Origin of the sequence: Paenibacillus sp. 1_12 (assembly GCF_900114475.1) — a bacterium.
GTDB lineage: Bacteria > Bacillota > Bacilli > Paenibacillales > NBRC-103111 > Paenibacillus_S.
In genome coordinates this window covers 1-25,944 of record NZ_FOTE01000001.1, presented here as the reverse complement: position 1 = coordinate 25,944, position 25,944 = coordinate 1, and the positions used below count along the sequence as shown (strand labels likewise).

Genomic DNA, 25,944 nt, shown 5'->3' with positions numbered 1-25,944 from the left:
ATGACGTCCAGCACAAGACAAGTAAAAGCAGCTTTCTATCACCTATTCATTGGCGGCTTGGCTCTAATTATGCTGTACCCAATCATTTGGCTTGCAGCAAGCTCCCTGAAGCCGAGCAGTGAAGTGTTTTCAACTGCTTATAACCTGATTCCAAGCAGTATCCAATGGGTTAACTATACATCTGGTTGGAAAGGCTTTGCCGGCAATACGTTCACCACGTTCTTTACAAATTCGTTCATTATCGTTATTTTATCGACAATCGGTGCTGTTGTTTCCTCAGGTCTTGTCGCTTATGCTTTAGCAAGAATTCCCTTTAAAGCCAGATCCTTTTGGTTCGCATGCGTCATGTTCACGATGATGCTGCCGCACGATGTTACTGTTATTCCGCAATACGTTATGTTTGCGAAGCTGGAATGGTTGGGTTCCTTTAAACCTGTTATTGTACCAAGTTTCTTCGGGATACCATTCTTCATTTTCCTGATTATGCAATTTATTCGGACAATTCCGCCAGAGATGGATGAAGCGGCGAAGATGGACGGCTGCAACAAATATTCGATCTTTTTCAAGATTATCGTGCCGTTGATTGTCCCTGCATTAATGACCTCTGCGATCTTCTCATTCTATTGGAAATGGGACGATTTTATCAATCCGTTGCTTTACTTGAACAAACCTACCTTATATCCGGTTTCTCTGGCGCTGAAGCTGTTCCTTGATGGCGATTCGCTTAACAACTGGGGCGGTATGTTCGCAATGTCCACGGTGTCTCTATTGCCTATTCTGATTGTGTTCTTTATTTTCCAAAAGTTTATTGTTGAGGGAATTAGCACGAGTGGATTGAAGGGTTAAAAGTGAGTTGAGTGGTTTGGTGGGTGTGGAAGAGTGGAAGTGTGGAGGTGGCTGCGCGGCCATAGTGTTCTTACGATCGCTGTTGTTCACGGGTTTTCTCATTAGATAAGGGATTTATCGGTGAAAACCCTTGAACAAAGGCGAGCGCTGCGCCTCTCCAGAACACTATGGCTTGCGCGTCAGGAATGGTAATATCATAAGAGGCTGGCGGACTGATTGTGCCGCGGCTTCTTTTTTTTATTGAAATGAACTTTCGGGACTGCTCAGTCGTATAATAGGTGTTTCGAACATAAGTCGAAGGGAAATGGCTCGTGATGACGGACGAACAGCAACTGGTTTATCAAGCGCAAAAAGGTGATAACATTGCGCTGTCAAAGCTATTCCAACAGCATTACAGCTATATAAAAAAATATTTGATCAAGCTGACGATGAATGTGCAAACCGCTGAGGATTTGACACAGGAAGCACTGATGCGCTCTATGGAAAAGCTGCATCTTTACAATGGAAAATCGAAGTTCTCCTCGTGGCTGATCACAATTGCCACCCGCCTGTATATGGATGAACTCAGGAAGAAGAAACGCGAACGGAATTGGCAGGAACAGGAGCACCTACAGTCTGTCCGCATTATGCAGTGGCAGCTAACGCAAAGCGGTGTCGAATGGCCTGATGTCTTGAATGCACTGCACAGCATGTCGAGCGACATCCGGATACCGATTATTTTAAAGCATTATTATGGATACAGCCAAGAGGAAATCGCCGATATGCTGGATGTACCCGTTGGCACAGTCAAATCCCGTATCCATAACGGATTAAGAAATCTTCGAAAGGAGCTTAATGAGCATGAAGAAGTCTGAGACTGACAAGAAAACATCAAAGAACATGGAAAAACCGGGCAGGGATGGCTGGAACGATCAAGAAATGACTGGAAGTCAAAAGCTTCTGGATACGGCTGATGAAGAGATCACTGCGGTACTTCATGAAGGATGGGGCCATTTGGATTCTCATATCGACGTATACACGCCGGAACTAGACTGGTTTCAACAGCAGATCAAGGAACGACAAGCCAGCAACCGCAAAAAAATGGTTTTCGAACTGGGATTGTTTTTGGCTCTGGCAGTTGTGTTATTGACTGTATTTATATCCTTGACTCTATGGACGCCCATAGTTTTTGTGATTATCCAGCTCATATCGGTTCTGATTGTTCCGTTCGTGCTGGTATCGCTGCGCAGAAAGCGGGTGTTTGTATGAAGCTCGAGCCTTCAGATGTGCCAATTTGGGTATGGATCTTACTTGGTGCCATCCTGCTATCACAAAGTATCTGGTTATTCTACGATGCACGTAAACGAGGGTTGTACCCATGGTTCTGGGGCGTGTGGGGATTGTTTCAATTTCCTTTGCCAACGTTGATTTATTTGTTGTTTGCACGTAAAATTTTTAAGAGGAGGTTGTGAATATGTCCAGATCTGTCGAATTTACAAGTGATAGGCTTATTCTACATTTAACTGGATTAACGAGTGTGGGGGCTCTAAGACGCAGAGTCGAAATTCCTTACTCACAAATTATTCAGGCATCGATCAGCGATTTTAAAATATCTTTATTCCAATTTCGAGTGGGCACGTCAATCGCTGACGTTAGAGAAGGCCGATTTTTAATTGATGGGTCCTGGTGCTTCATTTCCTATGAAAATCATAATGACGTCATTGTGCTTGAATTAAAGGATCATGAATTTAAACAGGTTGTTTTTCAAATTGAAGATCCGGTGGAAACGGAGAGACTGATCGCAAAGCATTTGCTGAAGTATAAAATGTAGAGCGAGTAAATTGTAAAATAGGATGATTGCGGAGGGAACATGCATGGATTCAGCATTGAAGTTTGATTTTGGTTTGGGAGAAGCAAAGAGCAGCTACGTGAAAGTAGGGGCAGATACCTTATATGATGTATCTTTGGGATATGGCTTTGCAGATGTGAATAAGGTATATGCTATTGATAGAGAAGAAGCAGGCGGGCTGCGCAGAGATTTTTGCATCCCTTTAAATACCGCCTTTATCGTCGACATCCCTGACGGTAATTACCATGTAACCTTGATGGTGGGGGATACATTAACAGCTACAGAGACAACAGTAAAATCGGGCGAGGGCCGTCTGCTGCTTCATCGTCTGCAAACGGCAGCAGGTCAATTCGTCAAGCGCAGCTTGGCTGTACATGTAAGTGGAGGGCAGCTCATTCTTTCATTTTCTGGCATTGCGCCACGGCTTAATTCGCTGGAGATTACAGCTTCCTCCCAGATCGTCACGGTGTTTCTGGCAGGTGACTCCACTGTCACGGACCAAGAGGCCGAGGGCTATCCGTATGCAGGCTGGGGACAGATGCTGCCGCACTGCCTGAACGCTTCCGCCGCAGTTGCCAATCATGCTAAATCCGGCCGCAGCTCCAAAAGCTTTATTGATGAAGGACGATTGGAAGCAATCCTGCAGCTTATCCGCCCCAATGACTACCTATTTATCCAATTTGGACATAACGATCAAAAACCTGATCTGGAGCGGCGTACCGAGCCTGCTACCACATACAAGCACTATTTGAAAAAATATATCGATGGCGCTCGCGAGCGCGGCGCGTTCCCGGTCCTGGTCACAGCAGTGCATCGTCGTTTATTTGATGAGAATGGCTTGATTATTAATTCACACGGGGACTATTTGCAGGCGGTTAAGGAGCTTGGAGAAGCCGAAGAGGTTCCGGTTATTGATCTTGCCGACAAAACGCGGAAGCTTTATGAGGCTTATGGTGCTGAACGTTCCAAAAGACTGTTCCTTTGGTCGGTACCCGGCGAATTTCCAAACCATCCATCGGGTGCGGCCGATAATACGCATTTTCAGGAGCGCGGTGCCATTGAAATTGCTAAGCTGGTAGCTGAGGGGATCAGACAAGCCCATCTTAATCCGCTGATGCTGTTTCTGCACTAAAAAATGAAAGTTTATAATGATTTGTCCTGAAATTATGTTAAGTTATAGCTTGTACAAGCAGCACAAGTGAATAGGGAGGGTGTCACAACAATGGGGAAAAAGACTAAATTCAGTATCATCGGCGGTGGCTTCCGTACTCAGGCGTTCATGCGAATTGCCAAAGCATTACCTGAACGCTTTGAGGTGTCCGGTCTAGTTGTTCGGGATAAGGACAAAGGGCAAGAGATTGAGCAGCAGTGGAAAGTGAATACATATCGTACCTTGGAAGAGCTGCTGGAGAAGGAAGAACAGGACTTTGTTGTCGTATCAGTAGCAAGGACGGTATGTGCGGATTTCTTATTCGACTTGGCTAAGAAAGGTATTCCGGCTTTGACGGAAACGCCACCTGCCTCCGATGTGGAGGGACTGCTCAAGCTGCATGAGCTAACGCTGAGCGGAGCACGTATTCAGGTCGCCGAGCAGTACCATGATCAGCCTCTTCATGCGGCAAGGTTAGCCTTCGTCGAATCAGGACGATTGGGTACGATTTCAGAAGCTTATATTTCAACAGCCCATGATTATCACGGGATGAACCTGATGCGTAAGCTGCTGGGAACCGGTTATGGACAAGCCACGATCCGTGCCATGCGGCATGAGACACCGCTGATGGGCGGTCCCACTCGAAGCGGCCCTCCTACTGAAGAAACGATCATTCAATCCAAGCGTGATTTGGCATGGATTGAATTTGAGGATGGCAAGCTAGGCATTTATGACTTTTGCAATGATCAGTACAGGTCGTGGGCTCGTTCGTGCACGGTCAGTGTAAGAGGCGAACGTGGAGAAATAGTGGATCAGCGCATTAATGTGTTGGCTGATTATGCGACCCCGCAGTATCTAGATTTCAAACGAATTAATAAAGGTGAAAACGGCAACCTGGAAGGCTACTTCCTGCAGGGAATTATGGCTGGTGATCAGTGGATGTACCATAATCCTTTTGTAGGATCCCGTCTGAATGATGATGAAATCGCTATCTCCACTTGCTTGGCAAGAATGGCTGAATATGCGGCCGGTGGTCCAAGTTCTTACGGGCTGCGGGAAGCCTCGCAGGATCAATACCTCGGTTTGATGATTCAGCAGGCGATTGCTACAGGAGAAACGGTGACTGCAGATGTGCAGCCATGGGCAAAATTAATCTAACAGCTAAAACCTCTCACATCCCTTGGTCGGAAGATCAGGCGGATGAAGAGGTTTTTTACTCGTTATTTCACTGCAAAATAGGTAACGATTTCATCTAAAAGCAAGTTAGCCGCTTGAATACCGCCAGCCGAGTTCCAGATCACATCATCAACTTTTACGACTTTATTGGCTTTGGAAACGTTCAAGTTTTTGAATAAAGGATCCTTTAACCAATTATCTGCCACATTGGCAGCATCGGTCTTTCCAGTATTTTCTGTTACAAAATAAAACAGAACATCTCCGTCCATACTGGGAATTGTTTCTTTGGTCATTTTCTCGATGGAGGCATCCTTATCCTGAGAAGCAGGTCGGGCAAATCCAAGCTGAGACAAGAGAAGACCAGCAAAGGTTTGCTTTTGATAAATACGCACCTCTGCAGCAGAAAAACGCACAAGTGATATTTGGGTAGCTGCTTTAGCTCCAAGCTTGCCCTTTACATCCGCAACACGTTTTTCGAAGGCAGCTATCGATTGCTCACCTTCTGCCTTCTTGTTCACGGCTTCTGTATAGAGCTTAAAGTTCGTTTTCCAATCCCCTGATATATCAGCTGAGAATACGGTAGGAGCGATACTCTTCAATTGATCATAGATTTTGGCTTGTCTGACTTTATTGCCAATAATTAAATCGGGTTTAAGACTAGCAATCAGTTCGATATTCGGTTGTAATTCGTCACCCAACGCGATGACATCCTGCATGTCTGCTTTAATATGAGCATACCAGGGCTCTCCATACCAGGATTTGACGGCGCCCACGGGTTTAATGCCGACTGCAAGCAATGCTTCTGTTCCTTCGTTTGTAAGAATAACAACGCGTTTAGGTGTACCTGTTAAGGTCTCCTCACCCATCGCGTGTTTAATGACTCGGGGGACTTCAGCCTGTGGTGTTATAGATATAGGTGGTGTTGATGCAGCAGTGGGAATCGTTTTTTGGGTATTGTTTCCACAGCCTGCAGCTGTCATCAGTATCATAATCGAGACTAGAAGCAATAATGGAGTTCGGGTAAAATTAGGTAACAATCGCATAATGTTCTCTCCTCTAAAAAATGATGTGCCTAAACAAAAAAAATGATAATGGTAATCATTATCATTTAAAATATAAGTGATATCGAGTGAGACGTCAAATACTAAAAATAAATATGGATCATAAGCTCACTTATCCCATAAAATCTGAGATTAGAACGGATCGATTTAGGATTAAAGTAAGAATTAATAGTCCGTATGTAATTTGCAAATGGAAACTACTAAAGATCATTTTCATGAAGATAAGCGAGTGCTTCTGATCGGCTGGAAACATTGAGTTTTTTGTAAATTACACTTAAATAATTTTTTACAGTTCCCGTAGTCAAGAATAATTCAGAAGCGATAGCTTGATTGGACTTGCCTTGCTTCAGATTTTTTACAATGTTGCGCTCCTGCACGGACAAGTCTTTCAACTTATCGTCATACTGGGGATCGGAGGATAAGAGTGTGTTTGTTTCATTTGACGATTGTTTTTGATGCTGTTCTGATGATTGGAGCACCTGTGCAAGGCGTAATTGTATACTGAATGGGTAATTGATTCTCCCATCCAAACAGTCCTGAATCGTAGAAAGCATTTTTTCAGTCTCAACCCCCTTAACTAAAAATCCGCTAGCTCCATGACGAATCGCTTCCCATATATATTCTTCCTCCTCGAAAGTCGTCAAGATCAGCACCTTAATATCAGGGAATTCCGATTTGATTTGCTTGGTTGCTTCCAGACCATTCATTTTCGGCATATGGATGTCCATCAAAACAAGCTGCGGACGATGCAATTGTACTTGAGCTATCGTTGCCAAACCATCGCCCGTTTTGGCCACAACCGTGTAGTTGTCCTCCATGTTGAGAATAGCCGCTATCCCGTCACGAATTAAAGGTTGATCGTCTGCAATAAGAATGGTTTGTTTAGACATTTTGCTCATTCCTTTCGATCGTTCTCGTCTGAAACGGTATGGTTATTTCCAGTGTTACACCGCTGGTAGCTTCCTGGTTAGAAATCGACAATTCCCCTCCGACATCCGCTACCCTCTCTTTCATGGCATTCAGACCAAAGCCATAAACAATTTGGAATGGAGGTTTACCATTATCGGATAACATAAATCGAATGCGTTCATCATGATAAGTTAATGAAAATTGGAAATAAGTGCTGGAGCCATGCCGAATTCCATTGGTTAAACCCTCTTGCAAAGCACGATAGATGGTTAGCTCGATCTTGGGTGACAAATCTGGTATTGCAGTGTCTATTTCGTATGCAATTTCTACGTTGGTTTGCTTTTTCGTTTCATCCATTAATAGAACAAGCTCGGGTATGAACGGATAATCCAGGATGTTTTCTCGCAGCAGATGTACAGAGGTTCGGACGTCATCCAGACCGCTGAGAATATTTTCTCTCGTTCTATCGATCATTTCTAATGCTAGCGAATAATGGTTTTTCCCTATTGCATGTGCTGCTGTTTGCAGACCGGTTAATGCGGATGTCAGCGTATGCCCAACGGAGTCATGAATTTCACGGGATATTCGGGTTCGTTCTTGTAAGATGGCTTTGCGCTCCAACTCAATTGAAGCCATTCGTAGTTGTTCATTATCTTTGGCTAATTGATTCTTTTGCTGAAAAGCGATTTTTGCGAGAAAGCTTATTCCAAAAATAGCGAAGTATTCAATGATTCGAGGAAAAGCATAATAAATTTGTTCATAGGGGGGGAACTGGTGTGAAATCCAAAGGCTCAGTACACAGCAGGCGTAGCTCACTAATGTAAAAATAATAGATCGGTTTCTAGTGTGATGAAAGGTAAATTCACCTATAAGAATCAAAATATAAACCTGTGCAAAAAAATCTTCTGACTCTACCAATATGACTATAGCCAATGCTATCTGAAACAATAAAAACAGAATGCCGATCATTTGGTGCAGATCGATCCTGAGCCAATAATCTCGAATCAGAACGACAGCGACAAAGGTACATGTTAGCAGGCATAAACCCATAGAAAACTCTGTCGTGTGGAGAAGTAAGGTGACTGTTGCTGTTACCACGATCAGGGTCAAGATAAGATTGATTCTTTTATTTAATTGAGCATCCATCTTATACCCTCACATGAAATGAAATATGTATCGTCTTCATTTTATCATAAACATGACTTAAGTCATATCAATTAGAAAGAAATGTCGAAAATCAATCAAAAAACGAATATTTTAGTGAATTTCTTCATCTGGGTTAGGCCATTAGATTCATTTATAATAAATACTGTTGGTTAGATGGTTTTTGATTACATGATTTGAATAGGTATTGCCTCCCAGAAATGATTAGCAGACTTGCAGCATGCGAATCCAATAGACTGGGAATATATTTCAGTGATGCGTAAATAGAGTGTGGATCTGTTCGGGAGCTGCAGATAAAAATCAAATTTTAAGGGAGGCATGTACAAATGTTTCTGATTTTATGGAACGTATTAGGATGCATTCTTCTAATTTCGACTCTGTATATGCTCATCAGTTTAATGAGGGAAAGCAAGTCCGAACAGGTGATGCTGCCCATTGACAGTAGGAAATCGTCGTATGAAAAACGAAGAGTCTCATGAAAATGACGGAACGGACTATGAGGGCTTGAAAGATCGGATGAATCAAAGAATGGATCCCGCCATGCAAAGTTTCTTGAATTGTTATCAGTTTACGCAGCGAGAATCGGAAATTCTCATATTAATTGCTATTTATGGTTTTTCAAACCGTGAAATTGCTGAACATTGTGTAATCAGTGAGAAAACTGTCAAAAATCATCTAGCTAATATAATGAAAAGGATCGGTATTCGATCAACACGGAAGCTGCTTTCCTTGCTGTTCAATCATGTTCTAACCAATCATGAAAATCATTCGACAAAAATGATCTCTCAGCAAGCTTTCGGACACTTTTGTGAAGAGAAATGTGACAGCCAAGGAGTAGATTCTCCAGAGGCGGTTATATAAAATTGCGAATAGACACTTAAATCGCGAGATTCTAGATATGCGAACGAATACCAATCATGGGAGGAATTTATATATTAATCGATGTGGTATTTAAAAAAAGTGTGACTCCGGTACTTTTACTGATCGCTATCGTGATTTCGCTTTATTATGCTTCAAGCAACGTTCATGCAGCCGACGAAACTAATCTCGCTTTAAATCCAAGCCAAACGGATTACCCGCAAGTTACCGCATCCTACACTTGTGGCTGTGATAATGTTTGGAACGTCGTTAATGGAATTATCTCTTATACTAATAATCCGCGCGACCGTTGGACCAGTTATTATTCCGGGAGTGCAACGGACTGGGTAGCTATAGATTTTGGCTCGCCTAAAACGTTTAATCAGATCAAATTATACATCTATGATGATGGTGGTGGTGTGATGACTCCAGCCAGTTATCTGATTCAATATTGGAATGGGGGTAATTGGGTAGGTTTGTCCAACCAAACAAAAACTCCGGCAACACCACAAGCCTTTTTAAATACGGTGGATTTTGATAAGGTCACTTCCAGTAAAATACAAATAATAATTACACATACAAGCGGATCGGCCAGCGGACTCGTAGAGCTTGAGGTACTATTGCATCAAACGGCAGATGATATTGCAGCATCCGCTATGATGGCACAAATTGAACAATTGCCAATCCAAGCCGCCGTGTCCTTAACGGACAAGCCGACGATCACAGCGGCAAGAGCTGCTTATGAACATCTAACTGTAAACCAAAAAAGCATGGTCACAAATCTCAGTAAATTGACAGCAGCGGAAGCGGCTATAGCAGCATTGGAAGAGGCCTTATTGCCGAAAGTCAAAGACGTAGCTTTGCTATCTGCTTTTAGCAATGCTGCGGGAAATACAATAACGTTAACCGTATCATCGGTATTGGATGTAACCTATAGTATGCAAGCGGATAAATTTCAAGTTACCGCAAACGCAGTTTCAATTCCAGTTACGCACGCAGTCTATGATTCTACAGATTCCAATCATCAAACCATCAAGCTAACATTCGCATCACCCGTGTTGATGAATGCAACTATGGTAACTTTATCTTCACAAAGCGGAGCGTTCAAAACGAACAATAATGAAATCAACAAAACGATCCCTTCAAGAGCAGTCATCACCTTTAAAAATCTCGATCTGTCTCTGGATAATCGAATTGGTATAGACGATGTTGTTCGCATGATTGTTAATCCAGCTTTACAAATTGACGTGAATCAGGATGGGATTTTTAATCAAGAGGACATTGTAATGATATTACGCCAGATTTCGGTACAGGTATAATAAGTTTGCTAATATACATTCGGTATATCCTTAGGAGTCACTTTCTGAAAACCGTTGTCGATCAGGTAAGCCTATATAACGGGAGCATCCACATAAACACATTTGTGGTTGCCTCCGTTATTTGGCATGTCCAACGAATCGTGAAAATCCAAACCAACAAGACGTCTTATGTGACCGAAGATCGGAAGCATTACGGATTGATCCTCATTGAAGATTTCAAGCGAAATATCGTATTGGCGAGCTTGGGGAAGCTCTCTACCACAAAATGAATATCAAATCACCCAGTATTTTATTTACTTAATGACCGAGATTAGGATCAGAAAGCCATTGTACTGCTTGACTTCAACGAATTCTTCATCAAAGAAATCGCCGAACTCATTGGATTTGATAATCAGCATTATTTTAGTACCTGCTTTAGAATAATCACTTAATAGAAAGGCTAAGCGGAGAAAAAGGGATTGCCAAATCGAATTTTTTCTAAATTTAAACGTACAGGCACGTATAGGCTCTTGCCCACATAAAATAATACTATTCGCAACGTGGGGGTGACTGAGTATGCCTGGATTGTTCTCGGCAATAGCTTTGTTTATTAAAGAGGTCGTTCTGCTGGTTTCGTACGTGAAAAACAATGCGTTTCCCCAACCGCTATCAGAAGCGGAAGAAGAAAAGCACCTCCGTCAAATGGCTGATGGTAATCAGCATTCACGTAATCTGTTAATCGAACATAACTTACGACTTGTCGCTCATATCGTCAAAAAATTTGACAACACGGGAGAGGACCTGGAAGATCTGATCTCCATCGGAACGATCGGATTGATCAAAGCGATTGAATCTTTCAGTCCTGACAAAGGCACCAAGTTAGCCACCTTTGCTGCCCGATGTATTGAGAACGAAATACTTATGCATTTAAGATCACTTAAGAAAACGCGCAAGGATGTATCTCTGCATGACCCCATAGGAACAGATAAGGAAGGGAACGAGATTACGCTAATCGATATTCTTGGGTCCGAAGCTGACGACGTTGCCGATCTCGTGCAGCTTAAGATTGAAAAGTCGAAAATCTATCGGAATCTGGATATTTTGGAGGAACGTGAGCGTGAGGTCGTTGTGGGCCGATTCGGGCTGGAGGCCGGCGGTGAGGAGAGGACGCAGCGGGAGATTGCCAAGTCGCTGGGTATCTCGCGTTCATATGTGTCGCGGATCGAAAAGCGTGCATTGATGAAGCTTTATCATGAGTTTTATAAGGTGAAACGATAGTTGTAAAATAGTAAGCTTTAACGAGTCTGCCTTGAAGGCAGGCTCTCATCTATATGTGAAAGGACGTAATTGTCATGGACGAGCTACTACAACTTGTTGAAAAAAACATAAACAGTATAAAGTCAACGATTGAACGAAACAAGAAATATCATAAATATCCATTTACCACAAATTGTGACCATTATTACTCGCTTATATTGTTACAAAATCGTTTGGACAATTGGGACGTTTTTCGAAAATAATACTAAGTTTTAAAAATAGTCACTGTGTCCCCGTAAGTAAAATGAGTAATAGGTTCGAGAAAATAATAACGGTTTAAAGGAATGGTGTTCCTTAAACCAATTGAGGTAGGGTCTGAATTGAAATCATGATGGAAATTTAAAATCCCAAATAATTCAAAGTTGAGGGCTAAATTTATTACTCTATTGACAGAACAAAGATACCCGGATCCATACCGTATGTGGCTTGGAACGTATCAATCATCTTATCGCGCTCCGCCTTGGGTATCGTATCGGGAAGAAGCATTAATTCGTTAGCATAATAGACAAAGGCTATCCTACAAACCTTAGTTTGCTTGGGGGGGATTTTTGCAGGATTTCGACACTTCTGTGTAAAACTTTATACTTCATGGTGGAAAGTTTTTAGAACGTGAATTTCGATACGATGACCGGTTAAGCTGCAAAACTCATTTTTCATCGATACGTAGGAAAGGAGGAAGCTACAAATTATTAGCCCGGCACTCGCTTTTTTGGAGAGGCAGTTCTTACGTCTTAATCAATTTGGAGGAATTTCAATGAATAAACCAGGAGTTATGCAGCTAAAAAGTATTTCTTTTCTGTTAATATTCCTCCCTCTTATTTGTTCTTTTGGTTCGGAAGCGTTCGCCGTAAGCTCGGGGCCCGATACGTTCATAACTAAAAATAATGACGCTCTGCCGTTCGGTTCAATGAGTGATGTTGCATATGGAAACAATCAATACATTGCGGTCGGTTCCGAAGGCTCGATCATTAGATCCGTAGATGCGGAAAGCTGGGTAAACGTAAAAACGAAGGCCGATATTACGTACATAGGGGTAACCAATCGTGACACTTTTAGCTTTAACAGTGTGGCCTACGGAAACGGTATTTTCGTTTCAACCGGGAGGGATGGTGTTATATTAACCTCAACAGATGGTACGGCCTGGACTCAACGTACGTCAGGGATAAATACGTCCATCGGGGAGGTGAAGTACCTTACATTCAATGGGAGCAGTGCTTTTTATGTGTTAACCCAGGGGAAGTTTTTAAAGTCTACAGATGGAATTAGCTGGACTTCCGTTGTTCCGACAGGTTTAGATTCAGCCAGATATTTGACAAGAATTACTGTAAGGAACGCGGGCGCCCGTTTGGCTGTCGGAAATGATTCGGGAGACATTTACTCTACAACAAACGGAACTGCATGGACTACAACGCATCCAAAGCAACCCGGCAATATTCCATCATCGGGCACAAATATGTTGACCTGGATGAACGATCGTTACTTTATTTCCGATCCCAGCGCTTACATCTGGACCTCAACGGATTTATCGACATTTACTTTAGTCGGGTCCCCTTTTAAGCAAAATGCTGCGCAAACGGCCAATCAGATGTTTACAGGTTTTTACGACGGCAGTAAATATTACTTGTTTGGTTATCAAAATCCATACTACGGGGCTGTCTATACGTCGTCGGATGCCGTGACATGGACACTGCAAACATTTCAGCACGAGATTGTTGTTCAAAATGTTGAATATGTGAACGGAAAGTATTTCCGATTGGGTAACGGAGGGCTGCTGGTTTCATCCGACGGACAGAATTGGAGCTATAAGTGGGGCGGTATCTTTTATGAAGTTATTTACGATGGCGCTAAATATTTAGCGATCGGAAAACAAGGAAATGATGGGGGAATCTGGACCTCAGTGGATTTGGCGTCTTGGAGTGCTATCAATTTATCGTCACATATGAAGCCTCTCGTCGCTGCCGCCTTTGGCAACAATAAATATGTTGCTATTGGAGAGTTGGCGGGCACCACAACCGGTTTGGCAACATCAAGCAACGGTTCGGCCTGGAGCGTACAGACAACGATTAACGACTCCAGTTCTCTTTATGATATTGCTTTTGGAGCTGGAAAATTCGTTGCAATAGGTACCAAGCCTTCGGAATCTAATACGCTTCCGGTTATTAAAACATCTGCAGACGGCGTATCCTGGTCTGAGCCGACATTGCCTGCAAATACGTTCTCCTATTTAAATTCTATAGCTTTTATTAATAACGAGTTCATTGTTGTAGGGAACAAAATAGATGCAAGTTATAAGTTTACTTCGCCAATTATTTGGACATCTTCAGACGGGCAGACGTGGGCAAATCAATCCAGCGGTTACCCTGGTTCTACTGAAGCATTAGTGAATATTATTTACGATGGAAGCAAATATGTTTTGTCAGGATATGATACTGAGTCTTATGAGGTGCTCTCGCGCTCAAGCGCTGATCTTTCAGCGTGGTCAGCCCCTTCGATTATCTCAGGCTCTCAATACAACTACGGTTCTTCCGCGCAAATGGGGAGAAACGGAAATAACATTTACGTTATGACAGCGGATAGTAATAACTGGCCAAAGATATATTACTCTGGCGATGCAGGTCAAACCTGGCAAGATTCGAACCTGACTACGTCATCGATGTATCCGGTTTCGATCATGGAAGTGAATAATCAAGTTATAATTTCGGGTGATTCTAAATTAGTTATGACTTCAGTCAATACGACCCCGATTAGTAACTTTGCAATCACAGGGAAGACGAGCACGACGGCTACATTCAGTTGGACGGCAGCCAGTGGAGCGACGGGGGTTATCATCCAGCAGTCGCCAGCGGGAGCGAACACATGGGCAACGGCTACGACCGGCGTGATCGCGAACAATGCGACGAGCGCGACGGTAACGGGATTGAGCGCAGCGAGCGCGTATGATTTCCGTTTGGTGGTAACGGGAGGTACGAACGCAGGCAACTCAAACGTGGTGAACGTGACAACAGATGCAAGTCCGGTTAGCGACTTTGCCAACACCGCGAAAACAAGCACAACGGCTGCGTTTAGCTGGACAGCGGCAAGCGGAGCAACGGGGGTTATCATCCAGCAGTCGCCAGCGGGAGCGAACACATGGGCAACGGCCACGACCGGCGTGATCGCGAACAATGCGACGAGCGCGACGGTAACGGGATTGAGCGCAGCGAGCGCGTATGATTTCCGTTTGGTGGTAACGGGCGGGTCGAACGCGGGCAACTCAAACGAGTTGAACGTGACGACAAATGCGAGTCCGGTTAGCGACTTTGCCAACACCGCGAAAACGAGCACAACGGCTGCGTTTAGCTGGACAGCGGCAAGCGGAGCAACGGGGGTTATCATCCAGCAGTCACCAGCGGGAGCGAACACATGGACCACAGCCACGACCAGCGTGATCGCGAACAATGCGACGAGCGCGACAGTAACGGGCTTAAATGCGGCAGTCGCGTATGATTTCCGTTTAGTAGTAACGGGAGATACGAACGCAGGCAACTCAAACGTGGTGAACGTGACGACGAATGCGAGTCCGGTCAGCGATTTTGCGAGCACAAGTAAGACAAGCACAACGGCTGCGTTTAGCTGGACAGCGGCAAGCGGAGCAACGGGGGTTATCATCCAGCAGTCGCCATCGGGAGCGAACACATGGACCACCGCCACGACCGTCGTGATCGGGAACAATGCGACGAGCGCGACAGTAACGGGATTGAGCGCAGCGAGCGCGTATGATTTCCGTTTAGTAGTAACGGGAGGCACGAACGCGGGCAACTCAAACGTGGTGAACGTGACGACAAATGCAAGTCCGGTTAGCGACTTTGCCAACACCGCGAAAACGAGCACAACGGCTGCGTTTAGCTGGACAGCGGCGAGCGGAGCGACGAGCATCATCATCCAGCAGTCGCCAGCGGGAGCGAACACATGGACCACAGCCATGACCGGCGTGATCGCGAACAATGCGATGAGCACGACGGTAACGGGATTGAGCGCAGCGAGCGCGTATGATTTCCGTTTAGTAGTAACGGGAGGTACGAACGCTGGCAACTCAAACGTGGTGAACGTGACGACAATTGCAAGCCCGGTCAGCGACTTTGCGAACACAAGTAAGACGAGCACAACGGCTGCGTTTAGCTGGACAGCGGCAAGTGGAGCAACGGGGGTTATCATCCAGCAGTCGCCATCGGGAGCGAACACATGGACCACCGCCACGACCGGCGTGATCGGGAACAATGCGACGAGCGCGACAGTAACGGGATTGAGCGCAGCGAGCGCGTATGATTTCCGTTTAGTAGTAACGGGCGGGTTGAACGCGGGCAACTCAAACATCGCGAACGTGACGTCAGACGCAGCACTAACTTATACAATTACTGGATTAGCCAATCAAACAGTGTCACCACTTGTTCAAGGTTACGATTCGAATATGCAAGAAACAAAAACCGTCAGCATAGCGAATACGGGTACTGGCAATTTGACTAACTTGCTCGCAACGCTTAGCGGTACGAATGCAAGTAACTTTTTAATCACGCAGCCAGCTTTGTCATTAAACAGCGGAGAGCCAGCAACGAGCTTCACTGTCACAGCCAAAGCCGGCTTGGCGGCAGGTACGTACACTGCGTCGGTCACTGTATCGGCAGACGGTATGACACCTGTGACGTTTACCGTAACTCAAGTGGTCAACTTGCCGAATGCTCCTGCTAATCCGCAAAACCTTACAGCTAGGGGAGGAGACCGACAAATTACTTTAAATTGGGATACGGTAACGGGAGCGACCTATTACAGTCTTTATATGTCAACAACTTTGGGTCAATTCGGCAATGCTTCAGTGACGACCTTGACGTATTCAAACTACAAAATGCAAAATTTGGAAAACGGAACGGCCTACTATTTTATCGTGAAAGCAGGTAATTTGGGAGGCTTGAGCGCGGCATCCAATCAGGTAAGCGCAGCGCCAGTCGCTGTACCGGCAGCGCCTACGAATGTAACGGCGTTTGCTGGAAACGGGCAAGCCACAGTTACCTTTACAGCCCCGACTGATAACGGAGGCAGCGTGATTACTGGGTACGAGGTAACAGTCTTGCCAGGGAACATCACCGTGACTGGAGCCACCAGCCCGATTACTATTAATGGTTTGGCTAACGGTGTAAGCTATACGTTCACCGTAAAGGCGGTCAATGGCGCCGGTAAAAGTGTATCTTCTGTCGAATCCAATATGGTTTTACCGATGTCATCATCCAATAGTAATAGTAATAGTAATAGTGCTTCATCCACTCCTGAAGCTTCAGCAACGCCGGAGACCTCGAATACGGGTGTGAATGTACTCGTCAACGGTAAAGCGGAAAATGCGGGAACAGCAACGACAAGCAATCGGAATGACAAAACCGTAACTACCATAGTGGTTGAGCAGAAAAAGCTGGATAATAAGCTTGCGACGGAAGGCCAGCGTGCGGTGGTGACGATTCCTGTGAATGCCAAATCTGACGTTATCGTTGCTGAGCTGAATGGGCAGATGGTTAAAAATATGGAAGGCAAGCAAGCGGTTTTGGAAATTAAAACAGATCTTGCAACTTACACGATTCCTGCGCAGCAAATCAATATCAGCGCCATCTCCGATCAAGTCGGGATGTCTGTTGCCTTGCAGGACATCAAGATTCAGGTTGAAATCTCCGTTCCGCTCGCCAATACGGTAAAAGTGTTGGAAAACGCGGCAGCGCAAGGCTCGTTTACGCTGGTCGTGCCGCCGGTGGAGTTTAAAGTAATAGGTACTTACGGAGAAAAGACTGTCGAAGTCTCGAAGTTCGATGCCTATGTGGAACGCACGATTGCCATTCCTGACGGTGTAGACCCGAACAGGATTACTACGGGCATTGTGGTCGAGCCGGACGGAACAGTACGCCATGTGCCGACCAAAGTCGTAATGATTGACAGCAAATATTACGCTAAAATCAACAGCTTGACCAACAGCACGTACTCGATCGTCTGGCATCCACTTGAATTCAAGGATGTAGCGAACCATTGGGCAAAAACTGCCGTCAACGACATGGGCTCGCGAATGGTCATCAGCGGTAGCGGCAATGACCAGTTCAGCCCTAACCGGGACATTACACGCGCCGAATTTACGGCGATTATCGTTCGCGGATTGGGGCTTAAGCTAGAGAACAGTACGACGCCCATCTCGGATGTAAAGACTTCGGATTGGTACAGCAGCGCGATAAACACAGCCTATGCGTATCAACTAATCAATGGTTTTGAAGACGGAACCTTCCGTCCGAATGACAACATTACCCGAGAACAAGCGATGGTGATTATCGCCAAAGCGATGACGATCACCAATCTGAAAGCCAAACTTACAATAAAAGTAACGGAAGATACATTGCGTCCATTTATCGATTCAACCAATGCTTCGACTTGGGCATCAAGCAGCATTGCCGATAGTATTCAAGCAGGTATCGTATCGGGAAGAAGCGCAACCGAGCTTGAGCCGAAGGCGAATATTACACGCGCCGAGGTTGCAGCGATTATACAACGACTGCTGCAAAAATCGGATTTGATATAAATCTGTGCTACAGCCTGCAACTTATAGCAAAGGCCATACTGCAAAAGAATGGAAAGCTGCTGCAGTATGGCCTTTTTTTAATATTCATTTTAACCAACCAACAGTGAGAGATTGCATTGCTGGCAGGGTAAAAGTCTGGTGTATAAAAAATGAATTTGGGGCTTTAGTTCAGGGAGGGGGCAGATCGCTGGCAGCGATCAGTCGGTGGTTCGATTCCGCCTATCTCCACCAATATCAATGATTACACCCTCTTTGAGGGTTTTTATTTTGCCTTTTTAGTTTCAATAACTATGTATAAACGTATCGGCATTTGTATAAAGATACGGTAACATAAGGGAGAGAGCGTAAAATATTATGTGTAAATAGAAACAGGAAGACCTTAAAGAGTCTGCCTTCACGGCAGGCTTTAATCGGTAGGTTCGTACATGAATCCGAGATAGTTTTTTGACGCTGCAACAGAGTGAGCTGTTTCAACTAATGCGGATTTCAGATATTTGTTTCCATTTTTGGCTTTGGTAGATGTCCTTTTTCCTGCACATTTATGTTCAGGTACCAGTCCAGCCCATGAACATAAATGTGCAGCACTGGGAAAATGTTTCTTAATAATTGTCCCGATTTCCGTTGCAGCGTTAAGCTAATCTCAAACAGAAGAATGAAATAATGGTATAATATAGAAAAACGGAACATGGTTAGTATAGTAGGTGAGCACCTTCGTACTAGAAAACAACAATTTTTGGAGTTGGTGCAAGAGTCCGTTAAGAGATTTAACGATCCTAACATCGATAAATACCAGATTGCCAGTCGAACACCACTCGCCAATTGGTATTACCCTAATTTGGCTCAACGGGCAGCATACGAATCCGAAAGGAGAATAATACGGATGAAGAAAATCAGTTTGTCAACCGCTGTGCTCGGGATTGCTGCGTTTCTAGCCTTAGGCAGCACGCCTTTCGTCCGGGCAATAGAGATCGGAGATGTGACCGGACAGGTTCTATCAACTGATATTCGTGCGTATGTTAACGGCACCGAGATTCCTTCGCTAAATGTGAACGGCTACACGGCTGTAGCGGCAGAGGATCTAAGGGAATACGGTTTTGACGTGGCTTGGGTGCCTCAGGAAAGGAAGATTGTTATTCGTTACAGCGGAAAAAAGGAGGTCCATCCTCTGCCCGTCCAGAAAACAACCCAGCCGTCAGGCACAAAGGTGGCCGACGTCCTGTCTACGGATATAACAGCTTATTACGGTGATCGTAAGATTCCTTCCATTAATATCGGGGGAAGAACGGTCATCAAGCTGAACGATTTGTCCGCTTTCGGGAGTGTCGTGTGGTTCGAGAAGGAGAGAAAAATAATCTTCACTCCAAGCGTTGACGATGCTGGATGGTTCACCGCTAATCCGCTGGTAGTGCGGGAAAAAGGCACTGTTAAGGTGGACAATATTATGATCTTAGACCCGCAGATCACGTGGAACGGGGAGGAAGTCGGCCGGACAATCGATGATTTGCCTATGCTGGATGTATCATGGATTGCTGGTATGTTGGGTTATACAGCGAAAGAAACGGAAAACGGCAGTCTGCTGGTTGAAAACGGGACCAACGGATTTGTCCTAAGGGAAGGTGACAACCATGCGGACTTGATTTGGTTTGGGACAACGGTAGGTAAGGCGGAGGTTTGGAAGGAACCGGTCAAGCAGGACGGCAAATGGCTGCTAAGGGAGCCGGATCTTAAGGACTTGTTGGGCTATGAGTCGGTGTGGAGCCCGGAGACGCATTTGGAGAACATCACATACCGGAAGTTGATTGTGGAGGACCATGGGCTCAAGCAGCGTGGGGATAACTACAATTACATTGTCCGCGTGGACGAGTTTTTGCAGGGAACCTCGTACCTTCCCTTCCTTGATCTTGAAAAAGAGACAGACGGGCAGATGTCTCACGCGCCGGTTGGCGCAGGCGGCATGGCTGATGCTGTCGAAGACGGACCTAAATATAGACAGGATACGTCCATCAAACTGGAGCTCGGAACGAACCGGATGCAGCTTCGATTGACCCAGGGAATGTGCATTTTATTCGACGCGGCGTATGCTGTGGAGCTTCCCATTCGGGAGCTTGCGGCAATCCTGGACCAGAACACGCCGTTCAGCTCCGGAGACTCCACCCGCCTTTTGAAGGTGACGCCGGAAAAGGCATATCAGGAAACCTCCAGCTCGGACATGATCTTCTCGGGAACGGTGGACAGGATCAATGGCACAGGCTTGACCTTTAGAATGGAACGTCAGGAGGGAGACGAATACGTCCAGGAGGGCGACCCGGTATCGGTGCCGTTTGAAGGCGATCGCTTTACCGCAAAGGTGATGCTGCCGGAGCAGTCCGGAATGTACCGGGTGGCGGCATACAGCTTGGTCACCAATCCGAAAGGTTCCTTTCAGATGCCAGCAGCTTATTGGTATATTCAGAAGACCGATCCGGCAAAGTAAGCAGTGAGGTAGCGTAAGGCAGAGGAAAGAGAAGGCTAGTTGGTCAACGGAATATGGATACACTTGACCTTTATTAAAAGAAAGGATGGTTTTTTTCAATGGAACGGAAACTAGCTGTCATTCAGGCAACAAGTGTTCTGACAATATTCCTTTTCGTCGTCACCGCATGTATCTCAGAAAATAAATTAGCTGTAACGGACAATTATGAAAATTCGCCAACTAGGGATAAGATTAAGATTGATGTTTGGCACTGGACGGCAGAGCCCGGGATGAAACCAGCTTTTGACGCGTTTAACAAGTCTCATAATAATATTGAAGCCATATTTCATCAGTTTCCAAGAACCTCAAGTATACCAACTAAAATCAATTCTCTCCTTATTTCCGAAGAGTCCATTGATGTAACCGCCCAGTTCAGCCCAGATGATCTAAGAGAGAGAGTAAAAAACAATCTCTATTTACCTCTCGATGATTTTTTGAAAGAAAACAATATCGATTATGAAAAAACGTTTGGTAAGGCTATAACCGAGTTAACTAAAATCGACGACCATTATTACAGCATTCCTTATGGAGTTAATAAGTTTGCGGTATTTTATAATAAAAAACTGTTCGATGATGCTCACGTTCCGTATCCAAAAGCTGACTGGACTTGGCAGGATTTTATGCAAACCGCTAAACTATTAACAAACGGCAACGGTTCAGACAAAATTTATGGTTCCGTCATCTATCCCATGGACCCAAATGTGGGGTGGAGTACTCTTGCCATACAAACGCTTGGGTTAAACGGCATGTATAAAAACGATCATGAAACTAATTTTGATCATCCCAGTTATAAGCAAAGTCTCCAGCTCTTTATCGATATGCAAAACAAGGATAAGTCGATCATGCCTCTAGCCGAGTTTCCCGCTCAAAAACTTGATATCGAAACGAATCGAACCAATCTGTTTTTTAGAGGGAAGTTCGCCATGTTTATCGAGCCGACCTACAATATATGGAGAAGCAGTCTCCCGGAATATAAACATGATTTTGAAATGGGAGTCGTCCAAATGCCAAGGATTGACGCCCAATCTGTAACGGTTTCACTAATTACCTTCAGTGATTTGAGCATTCCCAGAAATAGCAAGCATCCGAAGGAAGCCTTCGAGTTCATTAAATTTTACTGTCTCGTTCATCCGGATGAAACGGTTGCGCCGAAAGGGATGATGCCGGCCGCGACACTATCCGATCCCAAAGTTATTCATGCTGTGGATAAATTAATTTACAGCGCACCAGGAGTTGATGAACATCAGAGCAAGCAGGTGTTTGAAGACCTGAATACGGTGTTTGTTTCGCCAGAAACCACAATGAGTACCGCCAAGAAAGAAATATTGCAGGTAGTGAAGGAAGATGTAACCAAAGCTTTCCTTGGAGAATTGAGTGTGGATGACGCTTTGAAAGATATGAAGAAAAGATCAGATGAGTTAATTATTTCTAAAAATCCAGCCGCGGATATGAAATCATGAATGCGCTATCATGTACGCAGAAATCCGGTGATTCTTATGATTCTTAAAAACTGGTTTGGTATCAGAAAGAGCATTCAGCGGAAAATATTCATCTCTTTTATGCTGGTCATGTTTTTGCCAACAACGATTATTAGTGTTAGCACCTATTATTTTTCAATTGACCTGTTGAAACGTAAAGTCAGTGAATCTTTTTTAGACAATCTTGCTTACAACAAGAACATAATCAGTATTGAATTTAAGCAATTTGAAAAAATCGCTGACTACATCCTATATAATTCAGATATTCAAAAGGTGCTTTCACCTAATTTTCGCCAGCATTCCACACAAGCGTATTACGATCTGGAAGGAGCGCAACAATCGCTCACGAATTTTACAATGCAGGCATTTGCTGTCTCAAACGTAGCTTCCATTCAGATTTTTGGGGACAACGGTATTATTCTCTTTACGGGCGCTACGAATGAAATATACCCAAATGATGAAAAATTGAAGGAAATTAGCTGGTATGGGCAAGCCATTAAGATGGATAAACCTCGGTTTTGGTTCGGAAATGCGGATGAAACATCGAGCCGGTCAAATTTATCGGGTAACGGTTATACTCCTTCCATGGTCAAAACGTTCCGCAATAGCGCAACATTAGAAAAGCTTGGGGTTATTTATATTAAAATTAGAAATGATTTGTTTGACAATTTATTTGAAGACAGTAATATGAAAAAAATAGGTAAATTTGTGGTTGTTGATGATAACGGACTAATTGTGCATGACCCCGATAAAAACATGCTATTAAAGACGTTTCCCGACATAGACAAGCTGAAATTGCAAAAGGGAGATCACGGTTCTTTTATTACTAAAGACGGTCAACTGATGGTTTATTATTACATTGAGCGTTACGGATGGTGGTTGACGGACAGTATCCCTCTTAGTGAACTGCTCAAGGATAACAAAATTATTTTTAATATTTCGATCACTGTTGTGTTGATCTGCTTTATACTATCCGGAATTATCTGGTATTTTGTTTCATCCGGGATTGTTCGTCCAATCAAGCAGCTTACTTCCGTCATGCTGAGTGTCAAAGAAGACGGGTTAGCCGTAAAATCTGAATATAAAGGGAATGACGAAATCGGTCTTTTAAGCTCAAGTTTTAATTATATGATTGAAAGAATTCAAGACCTGATTACCGAGATGGTCGAAGAGCAAACGAAGAAGAAAGATATGGAATACCAATCCCTTCAAGCGCAAATTAACCCACATTTTCTTTATAACTCGCTTAATTCCATCCGATGGATGGCCATGATTCATAAGGCAGACAACATTAAAGAGATGGTCGAGGCACTGGGCAGGCTTCTTGTTAATTGTACCAGTAAAAGAGACGCCATGATTACGATTGAAGAGGAATTGACTATAGTAAAGGATTACATAAAAATTCAAGAGATTAAGTATTCGGATAAATTTTATGTTGATTACGACATCGAACCCAATTTAATGAAGGTTAAATGTATTAAGTTTATTCTGCAACCATTCATAGAAAATGCTATATTCCACGGTATTGAACCTAAAAGTGGGATCGGTTGTATTCGTATTCAAATGAAGTTTTGCAACGATATCGTGGAAATTGTAGTGCATGATGATGGGGTGGGCATGGATGTAGCCCGAATATTGAATGATGAAAGCAACGGCAAACGGTTTAACGGCATAGGGATCAAGAATGTCGACGAGCGACTGCGGTTGACTTACGGAGAAAAGTACGGGATTCGCATAGAAAGTGTAAGAGATGAATATACGTCCGTTAATATTCGGTTTCCTATCGATGCAGGTTTAGAATAGGAGGAACATATGATCAAAGTTATGATTGCAGACGATGAAATACTAGCAAGGGTAGGATTAAAGACTCTGATTCCTTGGGAGAAATTCGACTTTGATTTAATTGCCGAGGCGGAGAATGGCAAGGTCGCATTGGATTTAGCTATGCAATTGAAGCCGGATATCATCATTACGGATATCAAGATGCCGATATTAAACGGCGTGGAACTCATCGCTGCTTTGCGGGAGCATTTAAAGGATACCAAATTCATTGTCCTAAGCTCTTATGGTGATTTCGACTATGTTAAAGAAGCAATGAGAATCGGAGCTGAAGATTATATTCTAAAGCTTGAGATGGAGCCTGACCTATTTATCGCACTGTTAAACAAGGTTAAGGGAAAAATTGAAGCAGAGCGTAGTATGTATAAGGAACAGGTCAAAGATGAATTGTACAAAAGAAGAAATTTGTCAGCATTGCGGGATAAATTATTTCAAGACCTTTTTTTTAGCTATTACGTGAATGAAGAGGAAATTAAAGGACAGTGTGATTATCTTGAAATCAAGCTTCATTCCAGCAAACTGGTATGTCTGATACTTAGAGTGGAGAACAGGGAATTATTTGAAAAATATGGTGTGGATGATAGATATATTCTTACCTACGGCATCACTAACATCATTGAGGAGATACTGCAGAATTATCCCCACGCTTACGTCATCTCGACCAATTCCATGGAGTTTACTATTGTTTTCTCAGTTGAGTCTGATTCGGAACGAGAAGTGAAATCAGTTGCAGAGAAAATAGCCAAGCACGTGGAGAATGCTCTCAAAACATATTTGAATTTTAAGTGCAGCATCGGCATCAGCGAAGTCTGCTCTCATTTCCGTAAGTTGAAAACCGCCTACCGCCAAGCAAGCGAGGCGCTGAATCAAGGATTCTCGGAGCTTAAACAAACCATTCATCATTTTCAACAAACATTCGATTCCAGTCATACTATCGGTTTTGAAGAGGAATTTAAAAACATAGAAAAGGCGTTTCATGTGCTTGATGGGGGATTGATCACGAACGCCTTCGATCAATTCGTCCAAAAAATCGATGACGGACGCTTTAATAAATCGGAAGACACTTTGCGTGGAATTTGCTGGTCATTAACGTTTATGGTCACTGTTAGGTGCAAAGAATTCACTGAGGAGGATTTGGATAAGACCGTACCCTTATCGCGATTGGAACAGTTTCGGACGCTGGATGATTTTCGCAACTGGATTCTCGAGCTTAAAGCTAAGGTTATTTCGGTATTGCTCCAAATTGACGATGCAAAAAATATAGTTTTTCGCGCCAAAAAAATTATTCTGGAAAACTATGATAAGGATATTTCCTTAAAGTCGGTTTCGAATTGCCTCAACATTACGCCGAATTATTTAAGTTCGTTGTTTAAAAGGGGAACCAATGAAAATTTTATCGATTTTCTCATTCAAGTTCGGATCGAGCAGGCACAACATTTACTTAAACATTCCAACAGCAAAGTATATGAGATCGGTGTAAGGGTTGGTTATCCTGACGCCTATTATTTCAGCAAGATTTTTAAAAGAGTAATAGGACAGACCCCTCAAGAATACCGGAACCACCAGAAGTAGTGAAGCAGTCCGTTAATTGGACTGCTTTTTATGTGCGACGGGCAGTCGCAACTTTAGCGCTTTAGTGCTATGAGTAAACGAATACAAGCGGCGGTGACGTTACCTTGGTAAATACGAGCCGAGAACTTGGAAAGTTACTTTCTCGAAGGTGAGAGTCCTTCCTCAAGCTTTCTGGTACGACTTGAGAAGCTTAATCTAGGGCAATATCGCGAGGTACTTGTCTGAAGGAGATGCGGGAAATCGAGAGATCCGCAAGCGGATGTGCAGACCCAAATGCGAAAGCGTGAAGCACGTAGCGGCAGGATAAGTCGGCGACTGTGCGTAAATAACGGGAAGCCTAAGAAAAAAAAATTGCT

18 protein-coding genes are annotated in these 25,944 nt (G+C 43.9%); 14 read left to right on the top strand and 4 right to left on the bottom strand.

Annotated elements, in window-relative coordinates:
- The 6 genes from BM210_RS00095 (at window position 1) to BM210_RS00065 (ending at window position 4,982) form a co-directional block, all read left to right on the top strand.
- A complete protein-coding gene (locus BM210_RS00095) occupies window positions 1–846 on the top strand; it encodes a carbohydrate ABC transporter permease (RefSeq protein ID WP_091163397.1) in 846 nt (281 codons plus the stop codon).
- A gap of 314 nt (window positions 847–1,160) precedes the next feature.
- Window positions 1,161–1,700 carry an RNA polymerase sigma factor SigY gene (gene sigY, locus BM210_RS00090; protein WP_091163395.1) on the top strand — a complete coding sequence of 180 codons (540 nt, stop codon included), beginning with the start codon at window positions 1,161–1,163 and terminating at the stop codon, window positions 1,698–1,700.
- A complete protein-coding gene (locus BM210_RS00085) occupies window positions 1,687–2,094 on the top strand; it encodes a YxlC family protein (protein ID WP_091163394.1) in 408 nt (135 codons plus the stop codon). The genes sigY and BM210_RS00085 overlap by 14 nt, the downstream gene beginning before the upstream one ends.
- Before the next feature lie 205 nt (window positions 2,095–2,299).
- Complete coding sequence (locus BM210_RS00075) at window positions 2,300–2,656, top strand: hypothetical protein (protein WP_091163391.1); 357 nt, start codon at window positions 2,300–2,302, stop codon at window positions 2,654–2,656.
- Window positions 2,657–2,699: 43 nt separating this feature from the next.
- A complete protein-coding gene (locus BM210_RS00070) occupies window positions 2,700–3,806 on the top strand; it encodes a rhamnogalacturonan acetylesterase (protein WP_091163389.1) in 1,107 nt (368 codons plus the stop codon).
- A 90-nt stretch (window positions 3,807–3,896) separates the two neighbouring features.
- On the top strand, window positions 3,897–4,982 hold the full coding sequence (locus tag BM210_RS00065; protein ID WP_091163387.1) for a Gfo/Idh/MocA family oxidoreductase: 1,086 nt from the start codon (window positions 3,897–3,899) through the stop codon (window positions 4,980–4,982).
- Window positions 4,983–5,044: 62 nt separating this feature from the next.
- Here BM210_RS00065 and BM210_RS00060 read toward each other — a convergent pair whose 3' ends face one another.
- The 3 genes from BM210_RS00060 to BM210_RS00050 form a co-directional block, all read right to left on the bottom strand.
- The gene (locus tag BM210_RS00060; RefSeq protein ID WP_091163385.1) at window positions 5,045–6,043 is read right to left on the bottom strand and encodes an ABC transporter substrate-binding protein; all 999 of its coding nucleotides are present in this window, start codon (window positions 6,041–6,043) and stop codon (window positions 5,045–5,047) included.
- Window positions 6,044–6,261: 218 nt separating this feature from the next.
- Window positions 6,262–6,951, bottom strand: coding sequence for a response regulator transcription factor (locus tag BM210_RS00055; protein WP_177237561.1), 690 nt, complete (start codon window positions 6,949–6,951; stop codon window positions 6,262–6,264).
- Complete coding sequence (locus BM210_RS00050; protein WP_091163382.1) at window positions 6,944–8,116, bottom strand: sensor histidine kinase; 1,173 nt, start codon at window positions 8,114–8,116, stop codon at window positions 6,944–6,946. Before BM210_RS00050 ends, BM210_RS00055 begins: the two co-directional genes overlap by 8 nt.
- A gap of 474 nt (window positions 8,117–8,590) precedes the next feature.
- Here BM210_RS00050 and BM210_RS00045 point away from each other — a divergent pair, with 474 nt between their 5' ends.
- The 4 genes from BM210_RS00045 to BM210_RS34180 all read left to right on the top strand — a co-directional run bounded on the left by BM210_RS00045 (window position 8,591) and on the right by BM210_RS34180 (window position 18,187).
- The gene (locus BM210_RS00045) at window positions 8,591–8,995 is read left to right on the top strand and encodes a response regulator transcription factor (protein ID WP_091163380.1); all 405 of its coding nucleotides are present in this window, start codon (window positions 8,591–8,593) and stop codon (window positions 8,993–8,995) included.
- Window positions 8,996–9,051: 56 nt separating this feature from the next.
- Window positions 9,052–10,311, top strand: coding sequence for a discoidin domain-containing protein (locus tag BM210_RS00040; protein WP_091163379.1), 1,260 nt, complete (start codon window positions 9,052–9,054; stop codon window positions 10,309–10,311).
- A 555-nt stretch (window positions 10,312–10,866) separates the two neighbouring features.
- Complete coding sequence (gene sigK, locus BM210_RS00035; protein ID WP_091163377.1) at window positions 10,867–11,568, top strand: RNA polymerase sporulation sigma factor SigK; 702 nt, start codon at window positions 10,867–10,869, stop codon at window positions 11,566–11,568.
- Window positions 11,569–12,361: 793 nt separating this feature from the next.
- Complete coding sequence (locus BM210_RS34180) at window positions 12,362–18,187, top strand: fibronectin type III domain-containing protein (protein ID WP_143100967.1); 5,826 nt, start codon at window positions 12,362–12,364, stop codon at window positions 18,185–18,187.
- A 406-nt stretch (window positions 18,188–18,593) separates the two neighbouring features.
- Here BM210_RS34180 and BM210_RS00025 read toward each other — a convergent pair whose 3' ends face one another.
- Complete coding sequence (locus BM210_RS00025; RefSeq protein ID WP_256223227.1) at window positions 18,594–18,794, bottom strand: transposase; 201 nt, start codon at window positions 18,792–18,794, stop codon at window positions 18,594–18,596.
- A gap of 273 nt (window positions 18,795–19,067) precedes the next feature.
- On the opposite strand from BM210_RS00025, the gene BM210_RS00020 reads away from it, so the two are divergent.
- From BM210_RS00020 to BM210_RS00005, 4 genes are all read left to right on the top strand, one after another.
- Entirely contained in the window at window positions 19,068–20,660 is a 1,593-nt protein-coding gene (locus tag BM210_RS00020) for a hypothetical protein (protein ID WP_091163375.1), read from the top strand.
- Between the two features lie 98 nt (window positions 20,661–20,758).
- On the top strand, window positions 20,759–22,159 hold the full coding sequence (locus tag BM210_RS00015; protein ID WP_091163374.1) for an ABC transporter substrate-binding protein: 1,401 nt from the start codon (window positions 20,759–20,761) through the stop codon (window positions 22,157–22,159).
- Window positions 22,160–23,980: a sensor histidine kinase gene (locus BM210_RS00010; protein WP_091163372.1), complete on the top strand. Its 1,821-nt coding sequence runs from the start codon at window positions 22,160–22,162 to the stop codon at window positions 23,978–23,980.
- 9 nt (window positions 23,981–23,989) lie between these two features.
- Window positions 23,990–25,588 (top strand): response regulator, encoded by a 1,599-nt coding sequence (locus BM210_RS00005; protein WP_091163370.1) that lies wholly within the window; start codon window positions 23,990–23,992, stop codon window positions 25,586–25,588.
- Window positions 25,589–25,944 lie beyond the last annotated feature (356 nt).

Bases quoted from the DNA above. Each gene is read 5' to 3' on its own strand.
- BM210_RS00095 (WP_091163397.1), top strand. From the start codon at position 1: ATGACGTCCAGCACAAGACAAGTAAAAGCAGCTTTCTATCACCTATTC.
- sigY (WP_091163395.1), top strand. From the start codon at position 1,161: ATGACGGACGAACAGCAACTGGTTTATCAAGCGCAAAAAGGTGATAAC.
- BM210_RS00085 (WP_091163394.1), top strand. From the start codon at position 1,687: ATGAAGAAGTCTGAGACTGACAAGAAAACATCAAAGAACATGGAAAAA.
- BM210_RS00075 (WP_091163391.1), top strand. From the start codon at position 2,300: ATGTCCAGATCTGTCGAATTTACAAGTGATAGGCTTATTCTACATTTA.
- BM210_RS00070 (WP_091163389.1), top strand. From the start codon at position 2,700: ATGGATTCAGCATTGAAGTTTGATTTTGGTTTGGGAGAAGCAAAGAGC.
- BM210_RS00065 (WP_091163387.1), top strand. From the start codon at position 3,897: ATGGGGAAAAAGACTAAATTCAGTATCATCGGCGGTGGCTTCCGTACT.
- BM210_RS00060 (WP_091163385.1), bottom strand. From the start codon at position 6,043: ATGCGATTGTTACCTAATTTTACCCGAACTCCATTATTGCTTCTAGTC.
- BM210_RS00055 (WP_177237561.1), bottom strand. From the start codon at position 6,951: ATGTCTAAACAAACCATTCTTATTGCAGACGATCAACCTTTAATTCGT.
- BM210_RS00050 (WP_091163382.1), bottom strand. From the start codon at position 8,116: ATGGATGCTCAATTAAATAAAAGAATCAATCTTATCTTGACCCTGATC.
- BM210_RS00045 (WP_091163380.1), top strand. From the start codon at position 8,591: ATGAAAAACGAAGAGTCTCATGAAAATGACGGAACGGACTATGAGGGC.
- BM210_RS00040 (WP_091163379.1), top strand. From the start codon at position 9,052: ATGGGAGGAATTTATATATTAATCGATGTGGTATTTAAAAAAAGTGTG.
- sigK (WP_091163377.1), top strand. From the start codon at position 10,867: ATGCCTGGATTGTTCTCGGCAATAGCTTTGTTTATTAAAGAGGTCGTT.
- BM210_RS34180 (WP_143100967.1), top strand. From the start codon at position 12,362: ATGAATAAACCAGGAGTTATGCAGCTAAAAAGTATTTCTTTTCTGTTA.
- BM210_RS00020 (WP_091163375.1), top strand. From the start codon at position 19,068: ATGAAGAAAATCAGTTTGTCAACCGCTGTGCTCGGGATTGCTGCGTTT.
- BM210_RS00015 (WP_091163374.1), top strand. From the start codon at position 20,759: ATGGAACGGAAACTAGCTGTCATTCAGGCAACAAGTGTTCTGACAATA.
- BM210_RS00010 (WP_091163372.1), top strand. From the start codon at position 22,160: ATGCGCTATCATGTACGCAGAAATCCGGTGATTCTTATGATTCTTAAA.
- BM210_RS00005 (WP_091163370.1), top strand. From the start codon at position 23,990: ATGATCAAAGTTATGATTGCAGACGATGAAATACTAGCAAGGGTAGGA.